The following is a 17,205-nucleotide window of genomic DNA, read 5'->3' as shown; positions in this document are numbered from 1 at the left end:
CAGGCATGGCATGGGACGAGTGGGAACGGCTCAAGGCCTCGGCGGCCGAGCGGAACGCCACGGGCACCCGGCTCAACGGGGTGCCCGTGGACCATGTCGCGGAGGGCGACCTCCACGTCTCCCAAACGGACCTGGCGGCGGTCGGCAACGAGGCCCACACACTCTACGAACGGCTCCGGAAAGAGGGCCGCGTCGCCGTTCCCACCACCGACAGGGCGGCGGGGGACCTCTCGGGCCAGGGGTTCGCCCTGGGCGGCGCGCTCAAGCACGTCTCGAACCGCTGGGAGAAGCAGCTCGGTTCGCTGCTGGACGCCTGCGCCCACATCTCCAACCACATGGACGTCAGCGGCAGGATCCACCAGGACGACGACCACTGGATCCGGCGGAGCATGAGCAGCATCAACACCCTCGACCAGGGATTCGACGAGTCGTACGCCCCGGCGGGCGCGAAGAATCCGGCGTACGCCGAGAAGGACGCGAAGGGCAAGGACGGGAACTGATGGACCTGGAAGCGCTGCGCTTCGCGAACTTCGCGCTGCTCGACGAGGCGATCACCGACTGGACGACGACGGTCACCCATCTGGAAACTCTGGAGAGGGAAGCCCGGGAGGGGTTACGCGGCCGGGCCGAGAAAGCGAACTGGACCGGGGTGAACGCCACCGTCTCCCGCGAGTTCATCGGCAGAACGGCAGCCGAGTTCGCCGACGCCCGGACTCAGGCCACATCTTTACGGAACATCCTCAAGGACACCCGCGACGAGCTGAAGGACTGGCACCGCAAGCTCGGCGAGGCGATCGAGCGGGGAACGGCGAAGAACCTGACGGTGGCCCCCGGCGGCGGGGGCGGCTTCACCGTCACCATGAACATCCACCCCGACCGGGCCGCCAAGGGAACCTCCTTGCCCGACCGTTCCCCGGACGACGTCACCGCACTGCGCGACGAGATCCAGAGCATCCTCGACAGGGCCACCGAGATCGACACCTCGGCCGCACAGCTCCTCAAGGCCCTGGTGGACCAGACCGACCACGGCTTCTCCGGCGCCCGGTACGCCGACCGCGACACCGGGGCGAACGCCCTCAAGGAGGCGGAGAAGCTCTCCGCCCTCGCGAAGAAGAGCCCCGACGACCTCAGCGCCGAGGACTTCGCCGCACTCAACGCCGGCCTGAAGAAGCACTCGGGCGACGAACTCTTCGCGGAGCACTTCGCCTCCCGGCTGGGAGCCAAGGGAACCCTGGACTTCTGGGCCAACCTCACCGATCCCCGCTACGCCTACGAAGTCCGCGCCCATCGGGATCAACTCGACGAGCTCCAGAAAAACCTCAGCCTCACCCTCGCGAACGCCACCCAGAGCGACACCCGGTCGATGTCCGAGTGGAAACACGACATGACCCAGCTCGGCGGCCAGACCGTCTCCAGAACCAACTCCGCCCTCGGATTCCAGGTCATGAGCAACCTGATGCGCTGGGGAAACTACGACGATCAGTTCCTCAAGAGCTACGGCAGAGAACTGATCAAAACCGACAAGGAACTGACCCGCAACGGCAAGCACAGCCTGCCCCTCTGGAACGACATCCCCCTCAACCCCCAGCTGAACCGCGACGGCACCGACCTCGGCTCGGACCCGTTCACGGGCTTTCTGGCCGCGCTGTCGAACAGCCCCGGCGCCGCGACCGCCTTCTTCGGCGACACCTACGTCTCCAAGGACGAGGACCACGACTTCACGGAGAAAGACGGCGATAAAACGGTCAAGGCCGACCTCACCAACTTCGAGTACCTCTTCGAAGAGCGTGACTGGCCCCACGCCGAGGACCCGAAGGGCAAAGACAGCCACTCAGGCCGCGACAACCTCGCCCGCGCCCTGGAAGCCGCCACCACCGGCCACCCCGCGGGCGAACTGCCCACCCGGGACACTCCACCGCACAACGCGGAGCAGGCGCGTCTCATGGAACAGCTGGTGAAGTCCATCGCCGAGGACGGAGAGCGGCTGACCAAGCACAGTCATATGTCCGACAGCATCGGGCAGATCACCGCCGAATACCTGCCGGACATCAGCCGCGCCGCCGCGAACGACACTCATGGGAAGACCAACCTGCTCTTCCCCGTCGCGGGAGTACAGGCAGACCTGCCTCACAACGAGGTCACGCGTCTCCTGATCACCTTGGGACAGAGCCCCGAGGGATACGCCGCGGTGGAGCTGGGTCAGATGTCCTACATGGCGAACTTGATGGACTACCACCTGAACCCCAACCTCCCGGAGAACCAGCGGTACTCGGACTCACCCGAGAACATCGTGGAAGCCATCTCACGAAACTCCGGCGAGATCGGAGGCACCCTGGCCATCGGCCGCCAAGAAGAAATCACGAGCCCGGCCGGACAAGCGGCGAAAGATTTCCAGGATTCAGTGGCGCAACAGAAGAACGCCTGGTCAGGCGCGATCGGCACGGGCGTGGGCGTCGGCGTGAGCTTCATCGCCTCCCCGATCGGCGGGGCTGTGGCCGGCGGTGTCGCGGCGACGGTCAGCGGCGTTGTTCTTGAAGGTCTGTTCCAGCAGTCCGAGACGGATGTCCTCAAGAACGCGGGCAAGGAGGCGGGCAAGCTATGGGAAGCGAGCGTAGACAGCGGCACTCGCTCAGCGCAGGAAGCCGCGATTAATGCGGCCAAGGCTCATAACGCAGATTACGCCGATGCCGTGGCGGACTGGGCTCTCAGCAGCTCGGAGGATGGCTTCTCGCATGCTTCGACCAACGCCCGGCAAATGTCGGATGATCTGACCACCGAAATTCAGCCTTGATCACAACGCCTACGGAGTCAAGATGAAGAGCTTCAAGAGGGCAGTTCAACAGAGGATGAAACCTGCCTTCATGCTGCCCGTGGCAGCACTGCTCGTTCTGCCCACCTCCGCATGCACTGCCCCCGAGCCGGAAGCCGCCAAATCCTACACAGTGCCAAACGTTCTCTGCGATAACCCCATCGAGCCAAACCTTCTGGAACCCGCACTACCACCCGGCCGGAAAATCTCTACAAAAGAAGAGACGAAGCTAATCGGAGTTGAAGGCTGTCACATCCTCGTGGACGGCGTGTCCGCGCTGTCGGTGCGGAAGGTCTGGCGGGAGAGCTCCACCACAGTTCTGGACGTTTCCTCTTTGTGGTATGGCGGGGGCATCAGACTCGACTCGAAGTTGACGAAAGACCGGCGTTACGCCTGGTCCACCAAGGGAGGCGTCGCCCGAGTTCACTGCCCCGAGCCCAAGGACCCTAAGCGCAAACACGACTACACGCTCTTCGCGACCATTGTCATCTTCGGGGATCTGAAGGCGAAGGAGTCGGAGACGAAGAAACTCATCACCGCCTACGCCACATCGGTGGGCAAATCTGCGGGTTGCAACGCCTCGAAGTCTTGATGGGCGCGTCGGTATCCCGCAAGGGCGGGCGCGGATACCAGGACGGGAGACAGGGTGGGCGTCTCCCGCGCACGCCCACCCTGTAGCTGATCCTCAGCGATCGCCGCTTAGAAGTAGCCCGCGGCCTTCCGGTCACCGGCCTGGTAGGCCGGGGCCGCCTCGCGCACGGCGCGGGCGATGCCCTTGAGCGCGGTGTGGATCATCCGCGTCTCTTTGTCCCACTGCTTGTGGTAGTTGTCCGCGGCCGTCGCGGCCTCACCCTCGAAGGTGCTGGAGATGCTGCGGATCTTGGCCTGGATGGCGTCGAGGCTCTTGTCCAGGCGATCGGCCTGCTTGTCGATGGTCGCGGCCGCCTGGTCGAGCGAGGCGTATGTGACGACCAGGTTGCCGCCGGCGTTGTCCGCCATGAGTCCTCCGAATGCCGTTTGTGTCTGTTGCTGAGTCTGTGTCCGGAACCGGCCGAGCGCTTCAGCCGGCAGAGCGGTCAGTAACCGCTGATGTTCGAGGTCGCCGACCGGGTCGCACCGGCGTCGCCGGTGAAGCCGGGGGTGACGTCGACGCCCTGAAGGGCCGCACGGACGTCGTCATCGGTGTTGGTGGCGGTGGTGCGGGTGACCTGGATCGCCTCCTGGAAGTGGATCAGCATCTTGGCGATGCGCACCATGCCCTGGTTGATCTCGGCCTGCTTCGCGTCGAAGGCCCCGTGACCAATGCCCTTCCAGCTGCCTTCCAGGCTGTCGATCACACCGTGGAGCTGCTGGAGCTGGCCCTTGACGTCCTCGAAGTTCGCCGTGATCTCGTCTTGGAGACTCTTGAGGCCCTCATCGCCGACCTTCTGAACTGACATGTATCGGTCTTCCCTTCCCTGCGTTCATTCGTACTCGGTGCGGTGGATCGTGATGGTTCCTGAGCGCGCCGTCGCACGCTCAGGCGTTGCGACGGCGGCGGGCCAGGAGGAAGCCGCCTCCGGCGAGGACGACGACGACCGCGACCCCGCCGAGGATGAGCCCCGTTCCGTTTCCGTCCTCGGACTTCCCGCTGGAGCTTGCCACTGCGGGAGCCTCGCTGGACTCGCCCTTCGGAGGTTGTGACGTACCCGGTGCGGAAGCGGTCGGCGACGCGGAAGATCCGCTCGTCCTCTTGTTCGTCAACGGGCTGACATCCGGATCACCCGGCTTTCCGAGCCCTCTGTTGATGTGGGCCCCCGGCCGGACGACACCGTGCCCGTAGAAGTTGCTGAGCCCCTTCTTATTGCCGTCCTTGCCCTTGCCGGCGCTCTCGAACATCACCCGAAGAACCTGGTTGGCGGTCCAGTCGGGGTTGGCGGACCAGATGAGGGCGGCGGAGGCGGAGGCGATGGCGGTGGCGGCGCTGGTGCCGCCGTCGCCGTCGCAGTAGCTCTTGAAGGTGGCATCACACCAGTAGGGGATGTCACTGCCTGGCGCGGCGAGGTCAACAAAATCCCCGCTCTGAGAGTAGTCGGCGGTCTGCCCCTCGGGAGCAGAGGCAGCGACGCCCACGACCTCTGGATACTGCGCCGGATATTCTGCTTTATTTTCCCCGTTACCACTGTTTCCCGCAGCAGCAAAGAGCAACTTCCCCTTGCTCTCGGCGTATTTGACCGCCTTCAGCTCTCCAGCTTCCAAGAACTCGCTACCGAAGGACATACTGATGATGTGAGCATCACTGTCCGCTGCGGCCCGAATGGCCGCAGCGCTGTCCTGTGGCTCTGTCTTGTACTTCTTCTCGAATTCCTCGAAGGCGATACGGAATGGAATGATCTTCGCCTTGGGGGCAAGTCCGTGCAGCCCGCCCCCCTGCCCAGTACCTGCGATCAGTTCAGCCATGGTCGTCCCGTGGCCGCTGTAGTCATCGGTCTCTTCACCGACCGCGCCTGTGGCGTCGAACCCCTTGAGCACCTGGCCCTTCAAGGAAGGCGTGGACGAGTTGACGCCTGAGTCAACGACGGCGATCTTGATGCCCTCGCCTGCGGCAGTCCTCCAGACCTTCTCGGCGTTCATGGCATCCAGGTACCACTGTTTCGACCGTACGTTCTCCGCCGCCGCGGCTGCTGGTGCAACACCTGCGACGCCTACTGCCCAGGCCCCAACCGCAGCCACAGCGCAGAGCACGCTACGCCGCAGGAGGTGCGCATCGCCGTACTTTCGGGCCTGGCTCATCCCTGCCGTCATCCTGGCTTCCGAACCTTCCGCCGTGCCTAGTCGATCACTGGTGGGACGGCCCGCCGCCGAACCGCCCATGTCTCTTCGTCTTCCGTCAGATAGTCCGGCCGGGCCGAGGCTGACCGCTCCTGCTCCTCCTCGGACTGCTGCCGACTCCGGCGGCCGACGAGACCGGCACCACCAGTGGTGAACCCACCACCGGCGGCCGACCGGGGTGCGGCACCACCGCTACGGGGAGTGCCGACGATTCCGTTGGCGCTCGGCGTACCACGACCGCCGGACTGGGCAGAGCCGTTCACAGGCCCCGCACCGATGACTCCCGACTGGCTCGGCCTCGCCGCAGAGGGACGACCGGCTGCCGTCGCCTCCCCGCCGATGACGGTTCCTCGGGGAATGCGCGGACCGGCGGAACCGCCGACGGCGCGCTGAGGGGTACCCCCCACAATGCCGTTCGCGCGTCCGGCTCCCATTCCGGCTGAGGGCCCCGCGCCGGCGCGTCCTGCCATGCCGGCCTGGCCCGCCGCGCCTGCCGCTCCGCCCGCCATCGGGGGCTGCGCTGCCCCTCCTGCGGCTCCGGCGCGTCCAGCAGCTGGCGAACCACCGGCGATGGGACTGGCGGCCCCTGCTCGACCGGCTGCGGTGCCTCCCCCAGCCGGTGTTGCCGTACCTGCTCCCATCACCCCGGGACGTGCGCCCTCGGCGTACCTGGCCGCTGGAGCACCTCCGACCGCTCCCGGCCGACCGCCGGCGGTGGCGCTCGGAGCGACACCCGGCTTGGGCGCTGCTGAAGCCCCCTTCGCCTGGGCGACCTTGCTCTGGACCGGGCTCGGCGCACCTGCGATCACTGGTGGCGTCTGCGTGGTGGCAGGGCCTCCGGGGACTCCCGGAGAAGTCGCAGGGGCAGTAGTGGTCGGCGCCGGGGGTGCCGTGACGCTGTCGATCTTCATCGATGTGTCCGGAGCCGGGGCGGAGGGTGACAGCGGCGAAGATGCCGAAGAAGGTGGCAGAGCTTGCGGCGACCAGGCAACGGGGTCCGCCGAAGAGACACGTGCCTCGTCAGGGGCCTGTGTTCCTCGCGCCAAGGCACGTGAGCCGGTGGCATCCGCTGCTTCGGCATTCGATGAACCGGTCGGCGGCCTCCTCCCCCCTTCGGGCCGTGGCACCGCCGCATCAAGCATCTTGGGCAGCCTCGGCGGCTCCTGCCCCGCCAGCGTCTGCTCCGAAACCGCGTAGAACGACGCCAGACGGTTCATCTGGTTGATCGCTTCCTGGCGGTCCTTCTCGGCCTTCACCGCAGCCTTGTACTCGGGGTTGTCGTCCTTGCGTTCGGACGGTGGGAAGGCGTCGGGCTTCTTCGGGTCGGCGCGGGCGTCGCGGGGGGGCTTGGAGTTGCGGACGGAGGTGAGGCCTTCGCTGGCGACCTTCATTTGGGTGCCGACGGTGTTGGCGAAGGTGCCGAGGTCGCCGGCGTAGCGGGCGAGTTCGCTGCCGAAGCGGCGGAATTCGTCGCCGGATTCGCCCTTCCAGTCGGTGGCCTTGACGAAGGAGTCGAGTTCCTTGGCGGCGCGGTTGAGGGCCTTGGTGGCGCTTTGGAGGGCGTGGCCGGCGTTTTCGAGGTCGGTGGGGTTGGCGGAGTCGAGGAGGTCGAGCATGGCGTTGAGGCGGGCGGACTCGAAGTCGGTCTTGCCGAAGAAGCCGCCGGGGCCGGAGCCGTTGCCGATGCCGAACTTTTCGAGGATGGCGGCGGCGCGCTCGGCGGCGTTGGTCGCGCCGTATCGGGTGTGGATCAGGGCGCTGTCGGCGGCCTGCTGCTGCTCGTGGGCAGGGGGCTGGTTGGTGTTGGCGTCGCTCATCGGCGTTACCCCAAGTCCGTCGGAAGGGCGGTGTCGTTGTCGCGTGCCGGTTCGCGCTCCGCGCTCTTCTCCGCAGGGGTGGTGGGCCGCTGTGCCTCGCGGACCGTGCGTTCCTGCTCCACGCTGGACTGGATCGCGTGGAAGCGGAGGCGCATGTCCTCCTCCACGTTGTCGAAGCCGACGTCGGCGGCGTGGACGCCGATGGTCAGCATCTCGATCTGGTCGCCGAGCGTTTTCGAAAGGGAGACCAGCTCCCGGTGGACGCGGTTGTACTGGGTGAAGAAGCCGTCCGCTTCGGCGAATGCCAATTGGGCGCCGCTGAAGGACCCTCGTGAGACGCGCTGTTCGGCGACCTTGGTGCTGCCGCCCTCGCCGCCCTCGAAATCCCTGAGAAGCGCGGTGACTTGACCGTGGAACTTCTTCAGCGCGTCAACACCGCGCTCCAGATCACTCCCGCCTCCGGAGCCTCCGACTCCGCCGCTCTCCGCATCGAGCACGATGCCCGTCCCTCCCCGTTTGCCACTGCTGTCCCTCGTTCGATCGCGGCGGAATTCGACCACCGGCGATCAACCGGGCCCCACTCTAGTCACTGCCTATGACAGCCCCAAGCGTCTTATCCGATGGGCGGCTTCCTTATGTGAAGAACCGTGGAGCATACGAGTCGTTGGCCGACCCGGTCGTGTGCGTTCCGTGTACGTGAGTGACGAGAACGACGTGAGTGACGAGAACGACGGCAGCGGCGTCAGCGTCCTGTGGCGCGGCCCGGACGTCTGCGGGCGTCTCTCAGGGCCACCGCGCTGCCTCCGATGGCGGCCACCAGCACGCCGCCGCCGACCACCACATAGGTGGCGAGCCGGGTGTCGCGCTCCTCGGGGGTCTCGCCGAGATGGACTTCGGGCGGGGTGGGGGGCTCGGCCCGGGTGAGGCCCTCGCGGGCGACGGGGCGCTCGATGGGTTTGTCGTCCTCGGTGAGGGCGCGTACGGGGTCGACCACTCCCCAGCCGACCAGGCGGTCGTGGTCCGAGGTGGACCGTTCGGCGGTCTGCTGGATCTGGGCGGTGATCTGCCGGGGGGTCCAGTTCTTGTGCTTGCTCTTGATGAGGGCGGCGACGGCGGCGACGTAGGGGGCGGAGAAGCTGGTGCCGTTGTCGGCGCAGTGGCCCCCGCCGGGGACCGTGGTGATGATGTCCACGCCCGGGGCGGCGACGTCGACGAAATCGCCGGACTGGGAGAACGCGGCGCGCTCGTTGTTGCGGTCGGAGGAGGCGACCGCCAGGACGCCCTCGTACGACGCGGGATAGGTCTTCTTGACGTTTCCGCCCTGACCGTCGTTGCCGGCGGAGGCGACGACGACGACGCCCTCGGCCAGCGCCCGGTCGACGGCCTGCTTCAGCAGGGGGGTGGGCTCGACGGCCTTCGCGGTGTCCTGGGAGATGTTGATGACTCCGGCGTCCCGCTCCACGGCCTCGTCGATGGCCTTGGCGAGGGAGACGGCGGTGCCGTTGCCCTCGGCGTCGTTCTGCTGGATGGGGATGATCGTGGCCTTGGGGGCGAGGCCGGAGAAGCCCGTGCCGTCCATGGGGCGGGCGGCGATGATGCCGGCGACCTTGGTGCCGTGGCCCACGGTGTCCGTGGTGCCGTTCTCCGCGCCGCGCTCGACCTTGTTCCCGTTGGCGTCCTTGAGGTTCTCGGGCATCAGATTCAGCCCGCTCTTGGCGTCCACCGCGCCTTTGAGCTGGGGGTTCTTGATGTCGACGCCCGTGTCGATGACCGCGACCCGGACGCCTTCGCCGGTGGACTGCTTCCACAGCTCGTCCAGCAGCACCCGTTGCAGCGCCCAGGGCCGCCCCTGGTACATCTCGCCGGGATAACCGCACTGGCCCGGTGTGTCGGCGACGGCGGACGGCACGGGCAGCCCGAGGCAGCCGACGGCGGTGGCGGCGGCCACCGCGAACAGCCGACGGGAGGGCGGGGCCGGGCGCAGGGGCCCGCACGGCGTCCTCATGAGCCCTGCGGCTGGCTCGCGGAGCCGGTCGAGAGCCGGGGGCCGGTCGGCAGGAACGCGGACCAGGCGGCGGGCACCGGCAGCGGGACGACGTCCTTGTAGCCGAGCTGGATCTGCGCCAGCTGGGCCTCCTGACGGCGGGCCTCCCTCTCTTCCTTCGTGCCGGAGGAGCCGATGCCGGAGGAGTCCGCGGCGCTGTCGCCGTTGGACTGCATCGCGTAGCGCAGCCCGGTGTCGGTGACCAGGAAGAGGAATCCGGTGTCCGTACGGGAGCCCGTGAACTGGCGGAACAGCTGGCCGGAGCCGGGAGTGACGTACGCGCTGCTCGACCCGACCGGCAGGGTGGCGGGGAAGTCCGCGCCCGCCCAGGTGCTGAGGGTCGTCGAGCCGCTGTCCGGGTCGACGCCGCGCAGGACGTTGCACACCGTGTTACGGCTGCCCTTGCCCTCGCTCGCGGAGTTGACGGGCTCGGGGAGCAGCTGCGGCCAGCGCTTCTCCTGGTTGAAGGGCTCGCCCGGCCGGAAGGCGCCGCCGCTGAGGCGCTCGGCCTTGCCGTCCTGGCCGAGGGGGACCAGTTTCTCGCTGTTGAGGAGGAGCTTCGCGGTGAAGTCCGAGACGGGGGCCACCCGGCCCGGGAGGACCACGTACTTCTGGTCCTTGGTCCCGGCGCTCGCCTCCAGGACCATGCCGACCTTGTTCAGGGCGGGTTCCAGGTCGCCGCTGGGGATGCCGGCGTCCGAGCCCGGGACGGCGCCGATCTCGGGGAAGTCGATGGTGTCGCCCTCGCGCAGGGTCGCCAGCCAGGCGGCGGAGACCCGCTGCGGCACCCGGCCCTGGTCGGCGATCTGGCGCAGCAGCCGTTCCCCGGGGGCCAGTGGATACGCCCTGCCCGCCGCGTCCACGACGTACCGGACCTTGTCCGGGCCCTCCACGAAGAGCAGTTCCCCGCCGCTCAGCCGGCCCGCGCCGTCGGTCTTGTCCCGCTCGCGCTCGGCGAGCACGAAGGCCGCCTTCTCGATGGACCGGCCGCCCGCTCCCGGGCGCTCGCACACGGCCCAGCGCTTGGCCGAGCCCGCCTCCTTGGCGGAGGGGAGGCGGTCGGGGGCGTAGGGAATTCCCAAGGTCGCGCCGTGCGGAATATCGCCCTTGTCGAGCACCGATTCATCTACATTGATGACTTTTCCTTTGTCGGCGTTGAGGAGGAGTTTTGCCGACGACATATTCAGAACGGGATGCAGCTGCACCTTGCCGTCCGTCTTCAACACCACATATCGCGTGGTGGATTTACTGGCGATGATGACGTTCTCACCGGGGTCGTTCCAGCCCTTGGGAGCCACCGGCTTGAACATCCCCCAGGCCGCGAACCCCGCGAGAATGACCACGCCGACGATCGCGCCGGGGACCACGGCGCGCAGGGGACGCGGCGCGCCCTCCTCCGAGCCGGTGGTGCTGGGCTGCAAGAACTGTGCGATCAGCCTCCGTTTGGCGAAGGTGTACGCGTTGAGTTCGTCCCGACGTGATGCCATCTGTCCGCTGTCCCTCTCCCCGCTGGGCTGCCAGGCTCAACCTCACCGAGAGGGGCCGGCGCTCGTACCGCCCTCCTACTATGCCTGCTGGGGCCGACGGCTTACTGCTCAGGTAGGGTGATCGCCCGGTCAACGCCCATAGGAATTTGGCAGTTACGGACACAAGGGGGCAACGCGGGGATGGGTACGGCGACGCGCGCGCGAAATGGGCGGACTTCCGATCGGCGTCGCGGCGCTCCCCGGAAACAGCGCGCGAGAGGCGGTGCGCAGGCACCGGCCGCGGAAGGGACCCCGTCGTCCGCGGGCGCGCCCGCGACCACCGCGCTGCGCCCCCTTTCCCACAGCGGCCGCATCGGCCCGCTGAGGCTGCACCAACTGGCGCTGGCGCAGATCGCGCTGGCGCTCGCCCTGGTCGGGCTGGTGCTGGAAGGTCTCTGGCTGATCCCCACGATGACGGCGGGCGGCGCGCTGCTGCTGCTCGCCTTCGTACGGCGGCGCGGGCACGCGGCCCAGGACTGGCTGTCGACCGCGCTGGCCCTGCGCTCCCGCAGGCGCGGCGCGCGGCCGTCCCCGGCGGACACCGACCCCTCACTGGCCCCGGTGGCGGAGGGCGTTCCCGGGTTCCGGCCGTTCGCCTACGTCGACCGCGACCGGCGGACCGTCGGCATGCTGGGCGACGGCGGCTTTCTGACGGCGGTGGTACGGGTCGAGGCGAGCGGCGACGCGCTGCGCCCGGCCTTCGGCGCGCGGTCGCTCCCGCTCTCCGCGCTGGGCGGCGCGCTGACGGTGGACGACATAGTGGTGGAGTCGGTGCAACTGGTGCAGCAGGTGCGGTCCGCGCCCGCCCCGCATCTGCCGCAGCAGTCGATGGCCCGGCTGTCGTACGCGCCGCTCCAGGAGCGGACGGGCGCGCCCGCGCTCAGGATGACCTGGGTGGCGGTGAAGCTGGATCCGGAGCTGTGCCGGGAGGCCGTGGAGGCGCGCGGCGGCGGTCTTGAGGGGGCGCAGCGCTGTCTGGTGCGGGTGGCGGACCATGTGGCCAGCCGGGTCACGGGGGCCGGTTTCCAGGCCGTCGTACTGGATCAGGAGGAGCTGAACTCCACGGTGGCGACGGCGGCGTGCGCGAGTCCGCGGCTGGCCGCGCGGGCGAGCCGGCCGGATGCCGCGCCGCAGCGCCGGACCTCCGAGACGGCGCGGGTGTGGCGGTGTGACGACCGCTGGCACACGACGTACGCGGTGGGCCGCTGGCCCGAGCTGGGGCGGGGGGCGGCTCCGCTGCCGAAGCTGGTGTCGCTGCTGACGGCGACGCCCGCGTACGCGACGACGTTCAGCCTCACGCTGCGGCGCGGGGCGCACCGGGGGGCGCTGGCGGTGTCGGGGCATGTGCGGGTCACCGGTGGCTCGGACACCGAGCTGATCGGGGTGCGCAGGGCGCTGGAGCAGTCGGTGCGCGCGGCGCGGATAGGGCTTGTACGGCTCGACCGGGAGCAGCTTCCCGGTGCGCTGGCGACGCTTCCGCTGGGCGGTGCCCGATGAGGGGGGCCGGGATGGCGCGCGGGCTGCGCGGTCCGAGGCATCCGGGGCACACCATGCCGATCGGCGATCTGGGCGCGCTGTCGCTGCCGGTCGGGGACGACGGTGTGGTGATCGGCGACGACGCGGAGGGGCGCCCGCTGATGGTGGGCTTCCACCGTTCCACGCCGTACGACGTGCTGTTGATCGGCGGTCTGTGGACGGCCCAGGTGGTCGCGCTCCGGGCGGCCGGGACGGGGGCGCGGGTGGCGGTGGAGACCGGGCGGGCCGGTGTGTGGTCCGGTCTGGCGCAGGCGGCGGGCGCCGGGCTCGACTGTGTGACGCTCCATGATGTGGGGCGGGTGCCGCCGATGGGCGCGACGGTGGGCAGTCCGGTCGTGGTGGTGCGCGACTGCGGTATGCGGCCGCCCCGGGGGCGGGTCGTGTCGTCGCCCTGGCAGTCGGTGCTGACGCTGCTGCCGTATCTGAGCCCGGTGGCCCCCCGGTTGCTGCGGGACTCCACGCTGGTGGGGGTGCAGCGGGTGTCGCCGCAGGAGGCGGAGCAGATCGGCCGGATCCTCGGGCTCTCGCGGGCGGAGAGCGACGCGCTGCCGACGCTGGCGGACGGGGTCACGCTGTGGTGCTCGGGGAGTGAGCGGAGCTGGGTGATGACCAGTGGTACGGACGCGGAGACCGGGCTGCTGGGCGCTGCCCGGCGGATGGACTGACGCGCGGTCGCGCCGCGCGACGGCGGGCGACGGGCGGCGGGCGACGGGCGGTCGGTCGGTCGGTAGGTAGGTAGGTAGGGGGTTCGTACGCTCGTACGTTCATACGCCCGGGGCTGTGGATTGTCTCGGATCACGGGGCGTGGTCGGCCTAGACTCCTGAGTGATGTGGACCGGCCGTCGGCCGCCCGGTGAGCACCGGCGCGTGGGGCGGGGCCGGTTGCCGAACCGTTTACCGAAAAGGAGCTTGATCCATGGGGAGCGCGCAGGAGAAGGACGAGCTGTACGCACTCGACATCTCGGGAGTCGAGTGGCTCAGTGCCCCCGGCACGAGCGAGGAGGAGGAGCGGGTCGAGATCGCTCATCTGCCGGGCGGTGCGGTCGCGATGCGGTCCTCGCTGGACCCCGACACCGTGCTGCGGTACACGGAGGCCGAGTGGCGGGCGTTCGTTCTGGGGGCGCGGGACGGGGAGTTCGATCTGAACTGATCCGTCCGCGCCGGTGGGGCGGGTGAGGAGGCCGGTGCGTCTGTCGGACCGTACCGATCGCCCGCTCGGCCCCTCACGCTCCGCCGTGCTCGGTTCACTTGGGGGCAGGGCGTGGGGCGGGGCGTGACGCACGGGACAGCGGACGTCGGGCATCGGGCCTGCCGGGCCGCCCTTGTTGACGATTAGGCTGGGACGGACAGCGGCAGAAGAACCTGCGGGGACGCCCATCGTGTTCCCGGGCGGAGAGCCGGGTCGATCGGAAGACAGAGCGGTCGCCCCCACCCACGACGCACAAGGGTGCTCGACCACACCAGGAGGCACAGTGAACAGCGATCGGGACGAGATCCGCGGGGGATGGACCCCTCCCGCCGACGAGTCCGACGCGGATCCCGCCGAGATGACGGGTGAGTTCACCATCGACTACACCCCGCCGGCCTGGTACACGCAGAACGCGTCGGGCGACGCTTCGGGGGCGGGCCGGATTCCGCCTCCGCCTCCGCCGCCGCCCGTCGGGGCTCCGGTGGCGACGCCGGGGCTGCCCGCGGGAAGCGGATTCGAGCCTCAGTGGACGCCGCCGCCCCTCGCGCCGGGGCAGTTCCAGGGACAGGAGCAGGGACAGGGACCGGGACAGGGGTTCGGCGGTGGGGCCGCCGGTGCGACTCCCTCTCTCCCGGCTCCTCATGTCCCGGCTCCTCATCTCCCTGCGCCCCCGGCGGCTGATCCAGCGGCACAGGTTCCGGTACCGCAGGCTCCGGCTCCGCGGCCGGCTGTGTCCGCGGCCGCGGATTCCGGTGAGTCCGACTCCGCGCCCGCCGCGCAGGCTTATGGGGGCGGCAGTGTGGAGAGCGGGGCGACCATGCGCTTCTCTCCCGCCGCGCTGAAGCGGGAGTTCGCCGCGCTCGACGCCGCCAAGGCGGCGGAGGCGGAGGAGCAGGCCAGGAAGGCGGCTTCGGGTGCGTCGGCCGAGAGCGCCGGAGGCCCCGGAGGCCCCGGAGGCCCCGGAGCAAGCGAGGCCCCCGCCGAGGCGCCCGGCTCCGAAGGCCGGGCCGACGGCTTCGGGGGCTCGGTGGCGGGTGGCCGCCGGGCTCGCTCGGCCACCGACGACTGGCCGGGCACCGCCTCCGGCACCGAGGCCGGGGCCGCGCCCACGGGCGAACCGGCGGGCACCGCCTCCGGCCCGGACGAGGTTCCCGGCGCGGACGCGGACGCCGCCGTGTCCGGCCCGGGCGGTGAGCGGGACGGCTCGGAGCCGGTGGCAGGCACGGAGACCGACACCGGGACAGGGCCGGACGAGGGTGCTCCGGAGGACAGCGGCGACGGTGGCGCACCGGCCGGGGCGGAGGGCCGACAGGCCCCGCCCGCACCGGCGCCCGCCTGGTCGCCGGGGCAGTCCGCGCCGGAGGCGGGGCTGCCGCCCCTGCCGCCCGCCTTCCAGCCGGCCGCCCCCGCGTCCGCCCCGCAGTGGCCCCTCCCTCCGCAGGCCCCCGGGCCGGGACAGCCCGCCATTCCCCCGGCTTCCCCGGCACAGACACCGCCGCAGGCTCCGGCGCACGGCGGTGCGCAGCCGATGCCCGCCGCCGCTCAGCCGGGGCTCTTCCCCCAGCACGGCGCGTATCCGCCCGCGCCCCCGGCCCCGCAGCCGGGTTATGGATTCCCGCACCCGAACGGGCCGCAGACCCCGCCCCCGGGCTACGGCTACCCGCAGCCGCCACAGCAGCAGCACCAGCCCGGCCCTCCGCAGCCGCCCGCGGCACCGCAGCCCGGTTACGGCCACCCCCGGCAGGGGCAGCCCGGCGGGCCCGGGCCCGGAGCCGGGGCGTCCGTGCCGCTGCCTCCGCAGCAGCAGCCTTCCGGCCAGCAGGCCGGTCCCCCCTCCGATCCGCGCGGTGGGGCCGCCTGGCCCACCCCGGTCACCCATGACCAGCGCGAGCGCTCGGTGCCGGGCGCGCCGCTGGGTTACACCGCGGCGGTGGAGCTCTCCTCCGACCGGCTGCTGCGCAACAACAAGCAGAAGGCCAGGTCCAGCCGGGGTCCGAGCAGCGCGTCCCGGTTCAAGCTGGGCGGCCGCAAGGAGGAGGCCGAGCGGCAGCGCCGGCTGGAGCTGATCCGTACGCCGGTGCTCTCCTGCTACCGGATCGCCGTGATCAGCCTCAAGGGCGGTGTCGGCAAGACCACCACGACCACCGCGCTGGGGTCGACCCTGGCGACCGAGCGGCAGGACAAGATCCTGGCGATCGATGCCAACCCCGACGCGGGCACGCTCGGCCGCCGGGTGCGCCGGGAGACCGGGGCCACCATCCGGGATCTGGTGCAGGCGATCCCGTATCTCCACTCGTACATGGACATCCGCCGCTTCACCTCGCAGGCCCCCTCCGGGCTGGAGATCATCGCCAATGACGTGGACCCGGCCGTCTCCACGTCGTTCAACGACGAGGACTACCGGCGGGCGATCGATGTACTGGGCCGTCAGTACCCGATCATCCTCACCGACTCCGGCACCGGGCTGCTCTACAGCGCGATGCGCGGGGTGCTGGATCTGGCCGACCAGCTGATCATCGTCTCGACACCGTCCGTGGACGGTGCGAGCAGCGCGTCGACGACGCTGGACTGGCTCTCCGCTCACGGGTACGCGGAGCTGGTGCAGCGTTCCGTCACGGTCATCTCCGGGGTGCGCGAGACCGGAAAGATGATCAAGGTGGATGACATCGTGGCGCACTTCCAGACGCGCTGCCGCGGTGTGGTCGTGGTGCCGTTCGACGAGCATCTCGCGGCGGGCGCGGAGGTCGATCTCGACATGATGCGGCCCAAGACCCGGGAGGCGTACTTCAGTCTGTCGGCGCTGATCGCCGAGGACTTCGTCCGGGCCCAGCAGCAGCAGGGGCTCTGGACCGCCGACGGGAATCCGCCGCCGACCATGCCTCCGCCGATGCCGGGGCAGCAGCAGGCCCAGGCCCCGATGCCGGGTCAGGTTCCCGGGCCGGGTCAGCCGCCGATGCCGGGGCCGCAGGGGTACCCGGGTCACCCCGGGCAGCAGGGTCCGCCCTCGCCGTACGGCCCGCCGCAGGTGCCCGGTCAGCAGCAGCCGCCGCAGCCGGGACAGGGGCCGGGGCAGCCTTCGCCGTACCCCCCGCAGCAGCAGTACCAGCAGCCCCCGCCGGGGCAGGGCGGGCCGTTCCCGCCTCCGCAGCAGCAGTACGGCGGCCCGTATCCGCCGCAGGGCCTTCCTCAGCAGCCGGGGCCGCCCGGGCAGCCGCCGCATCAGCAGCATCAGGGGCCTCCCCCGGCACAGGGCCGGCCGGGTGGTCCTGACCAGCCCGATCAGCAGGAGCAGCCGCCGCTCGCCGAGTGGCCGCCGAGGCAGCCGCCACAGCCGCCGAGGCAGTAGGAGGGCGGCGGGCGGCGGCCTCATGGGGTCCGTATCGCGACAGCGGTGCGGACCCCGCCGTCGTCGTGGCGGCCCACACGCCGGTCCCGCCGAGCGTTGACGCGGCCGGACCCCGCTGGTACACCTC

At 70.1% G+C, this 17,205-nt stretch carries 14 protein-coding genes; 7 read left to right on the top strand and 7 right to left on the bottom strand.

The genetic code is table 11. The features are described 5' to 3' along the window. Positions 1–5 precede the first annotated feature (5 nt). From IE247_RS23675 to IE247_RS23665, 3 genes are read left to right on the top strand one after another with little or no spacing between them, the layout of a single operon-like run. Positions 6–500 (top strand): hypothetical protein, encoded by a 495-nt coding sequence (locus IE247_RS23675; protein ID WP_190125263.1) that lies wholly within the window; start codon positions 6–8, stop codon positions 498–500. Beyond that, positions 500–2,791: a DUF6571 family protein gene (locus IE247_RS23670; protein WP_190125262.1), complete on the top strand. Its 2,292-nt coding sequence runs from the start codon at positions 500–502 to the stop codon at positions 2,789–2,791. Before IE247_RS23675 ends, IE247_RS23670 begins: the two co-directional genes overlap by 1 nt. Before the next feature lie 22 nt (positions 2,792–2,813). Next, positions 2,814–3,401: a hypothetical protein gene (locus IE247_RS23665; RefSeq protein ID WP_190125261.1), complete on the top strand. Its 588-nt coding sequence runs from the start codon at positions 2,814–2,816 to the stop codon at positions 3,399–3,401. Positions 3,402–3,508: 107 nt separating this feature from the next. On the opposite strand, the gene IE247_RS23660 is transcribed toward IE247_RS23665, so the two are convergent. From IE247_RS23660 to eccB, 7 genes are all read right to left on the bottom strand, one after another. Next, the gene (locus tag IE247_RS23660; protein WP_190125260.1) at positions 3,509–3,808 is read right to left on the bottom strand and encodes a WXG100 family type VII secretion target; all 300 of its coding nucleotides are present in this window, start codon (positions 3,806–3,808) and stop codon (positions 3,509–3,511) included. Positions 3,809–3,885: 77 nt separating this feature from the next. Beyond that, positions 3,886–4,248, bottom strand: a complete 363-nt coding sequence (locus IE247_RS23655; protein WP_190125259.1) for a WXG100 family type VII secretion target — start codon at positions 4,246–4,248, stop codon at positions 3,886–3,888. Between the two features lie 79 nt (positions 4,249–4,327). Beyond that, positions 4,328–5,593: a S8 family serine peptidase gene (locus IE247_RS23650; RefSeq protein WP_190125258.1), complete on the bottom strand. Its 1,266-nt coding sequence runs from the start codon at positions 5,591–5,593 to the stop codon at positions 4,328–4,330. A 26-nt stretch (positions 5,594–5,619) separates the two neighbouring features. Then, positions 5,620–7,437 (bottom strand): hypothetical protein, encoded by a 1,818-nt coding sequence (locus IE247_RS23645; RefSeq protein WP_190125257.1) that lies wholly within the window; start codon positions 7,435–7,437, stop codon positions 5,620–5,622. Between the two features lie 5 nt (positions 7,438–7,442). Continuing rightward, positions 7,443–7,934: a DUF2563 family protein gene (locus IE247_RS23640; RefSeq protein ID WP_190125256.1), complete on the bottom strand. Its 492-nt coding sequence runs from the start codon at positions 7,932–7,934 to the stop codon at positions 7,443–7,445. A gap of 245 nt (positions 7,935–8,179) precedes the next feature. Beyond that, positions 8,180–9,442 carry a type VII secretion-associated serine protease mycosin gene (gene mycP / locus IE247_RS23635; protein WP_190125255.1) on the bottom strand — a complete coding sequence of 421 codons (1,263 nt, stop codon included), beginning with the start codon at positions 9,440–9,442 and terminating at the stop codon, positions 8,180–8,182. Continuing rightward, complete coding sequence (eccB, locus tag IE247_RS23630; RefSeq protein WP_190125254.1) at positions 9,439–10,968, bottom strand: type VII secretion protein EccB; 1,530 nt, start codon at positions 10,966–10,968, stop codon at positions 9,439–9,441. The genes mycP and eccB overlap by 4 nt, the downstream gene beginning before the upstream one ends. Positions 10,969–11,148: 180 nt before the next feature. On the opposite strand from eccB, the gene eccE reads away from it, so the two are divergent. From eccE to IE247_RS23610, 4 genes are all read left to right on the top strand, one after another. Further along, positions 11,149–12,504: a type VII secretion protein EccE gene (gene eccE, locus IE247_RS23625; RefSeq protein ID WP_190125253.1), complete on the top strand. Its 1,356-nt coding sequence runs from the start codon at positions 11,149–11,151 to the stop codon at positions 12,502–12,504. Continuing rightward, positions 12,501–13,208 carry a hypothetical protein gene (locus IE247_RS23620; RefSeq protein WP_190125252.1) on the top strand — a complete coding sequence of 236 codons (708 nt, stop codon included), beginning with the start codon at positions 12,501–12,503 and terminating at the stop codon, positions 13,206–13,208. Before eccE ends, IE247_RS23620 begins: the two co-directional genes overlap by 4 nt. Positions 13,209–13,459: 251 nt before the next feature. Then, positions 13,460–13,693 (top strand): DUF397 domain-containing protein, encoded by a 234-nt coding sequence (locus IE247_RS23615; protein ID WP_190125251.1) that lies wholly within the window; start codon positions 13,460–13,462, stop codon positions 13,691–13,693. 322 nt (positions 13,694–14,015) lie between these two features. Continuing rightward, positions 14,016–17,078 (top strand): SCO5717 family growth-regulating ATPase, encoded by a 3,063-nt coding sequence (locus IE247_RS23610; RefSeq protein WP_190125250.1) that lies wholly within the window; start codon positions 14,016–14,018, stop codon positions 17,076–17,078. Positions 17,079–17,205: the final 127 nt, after the last annotated feature.

Source organism: Streptomyces inusitatus (assembly GCF_014651115.1).
Classification (GTDB): domain Bacteria; phylum Actinomycetota; class Actinomycetes; order Streptomycetales; family Streptomycetaceae; genus Streptomyces; species Streptomyces amakusaensis.
This window is presented reverse-complemented; position numbering and strand designations above follow the sequence as displayed.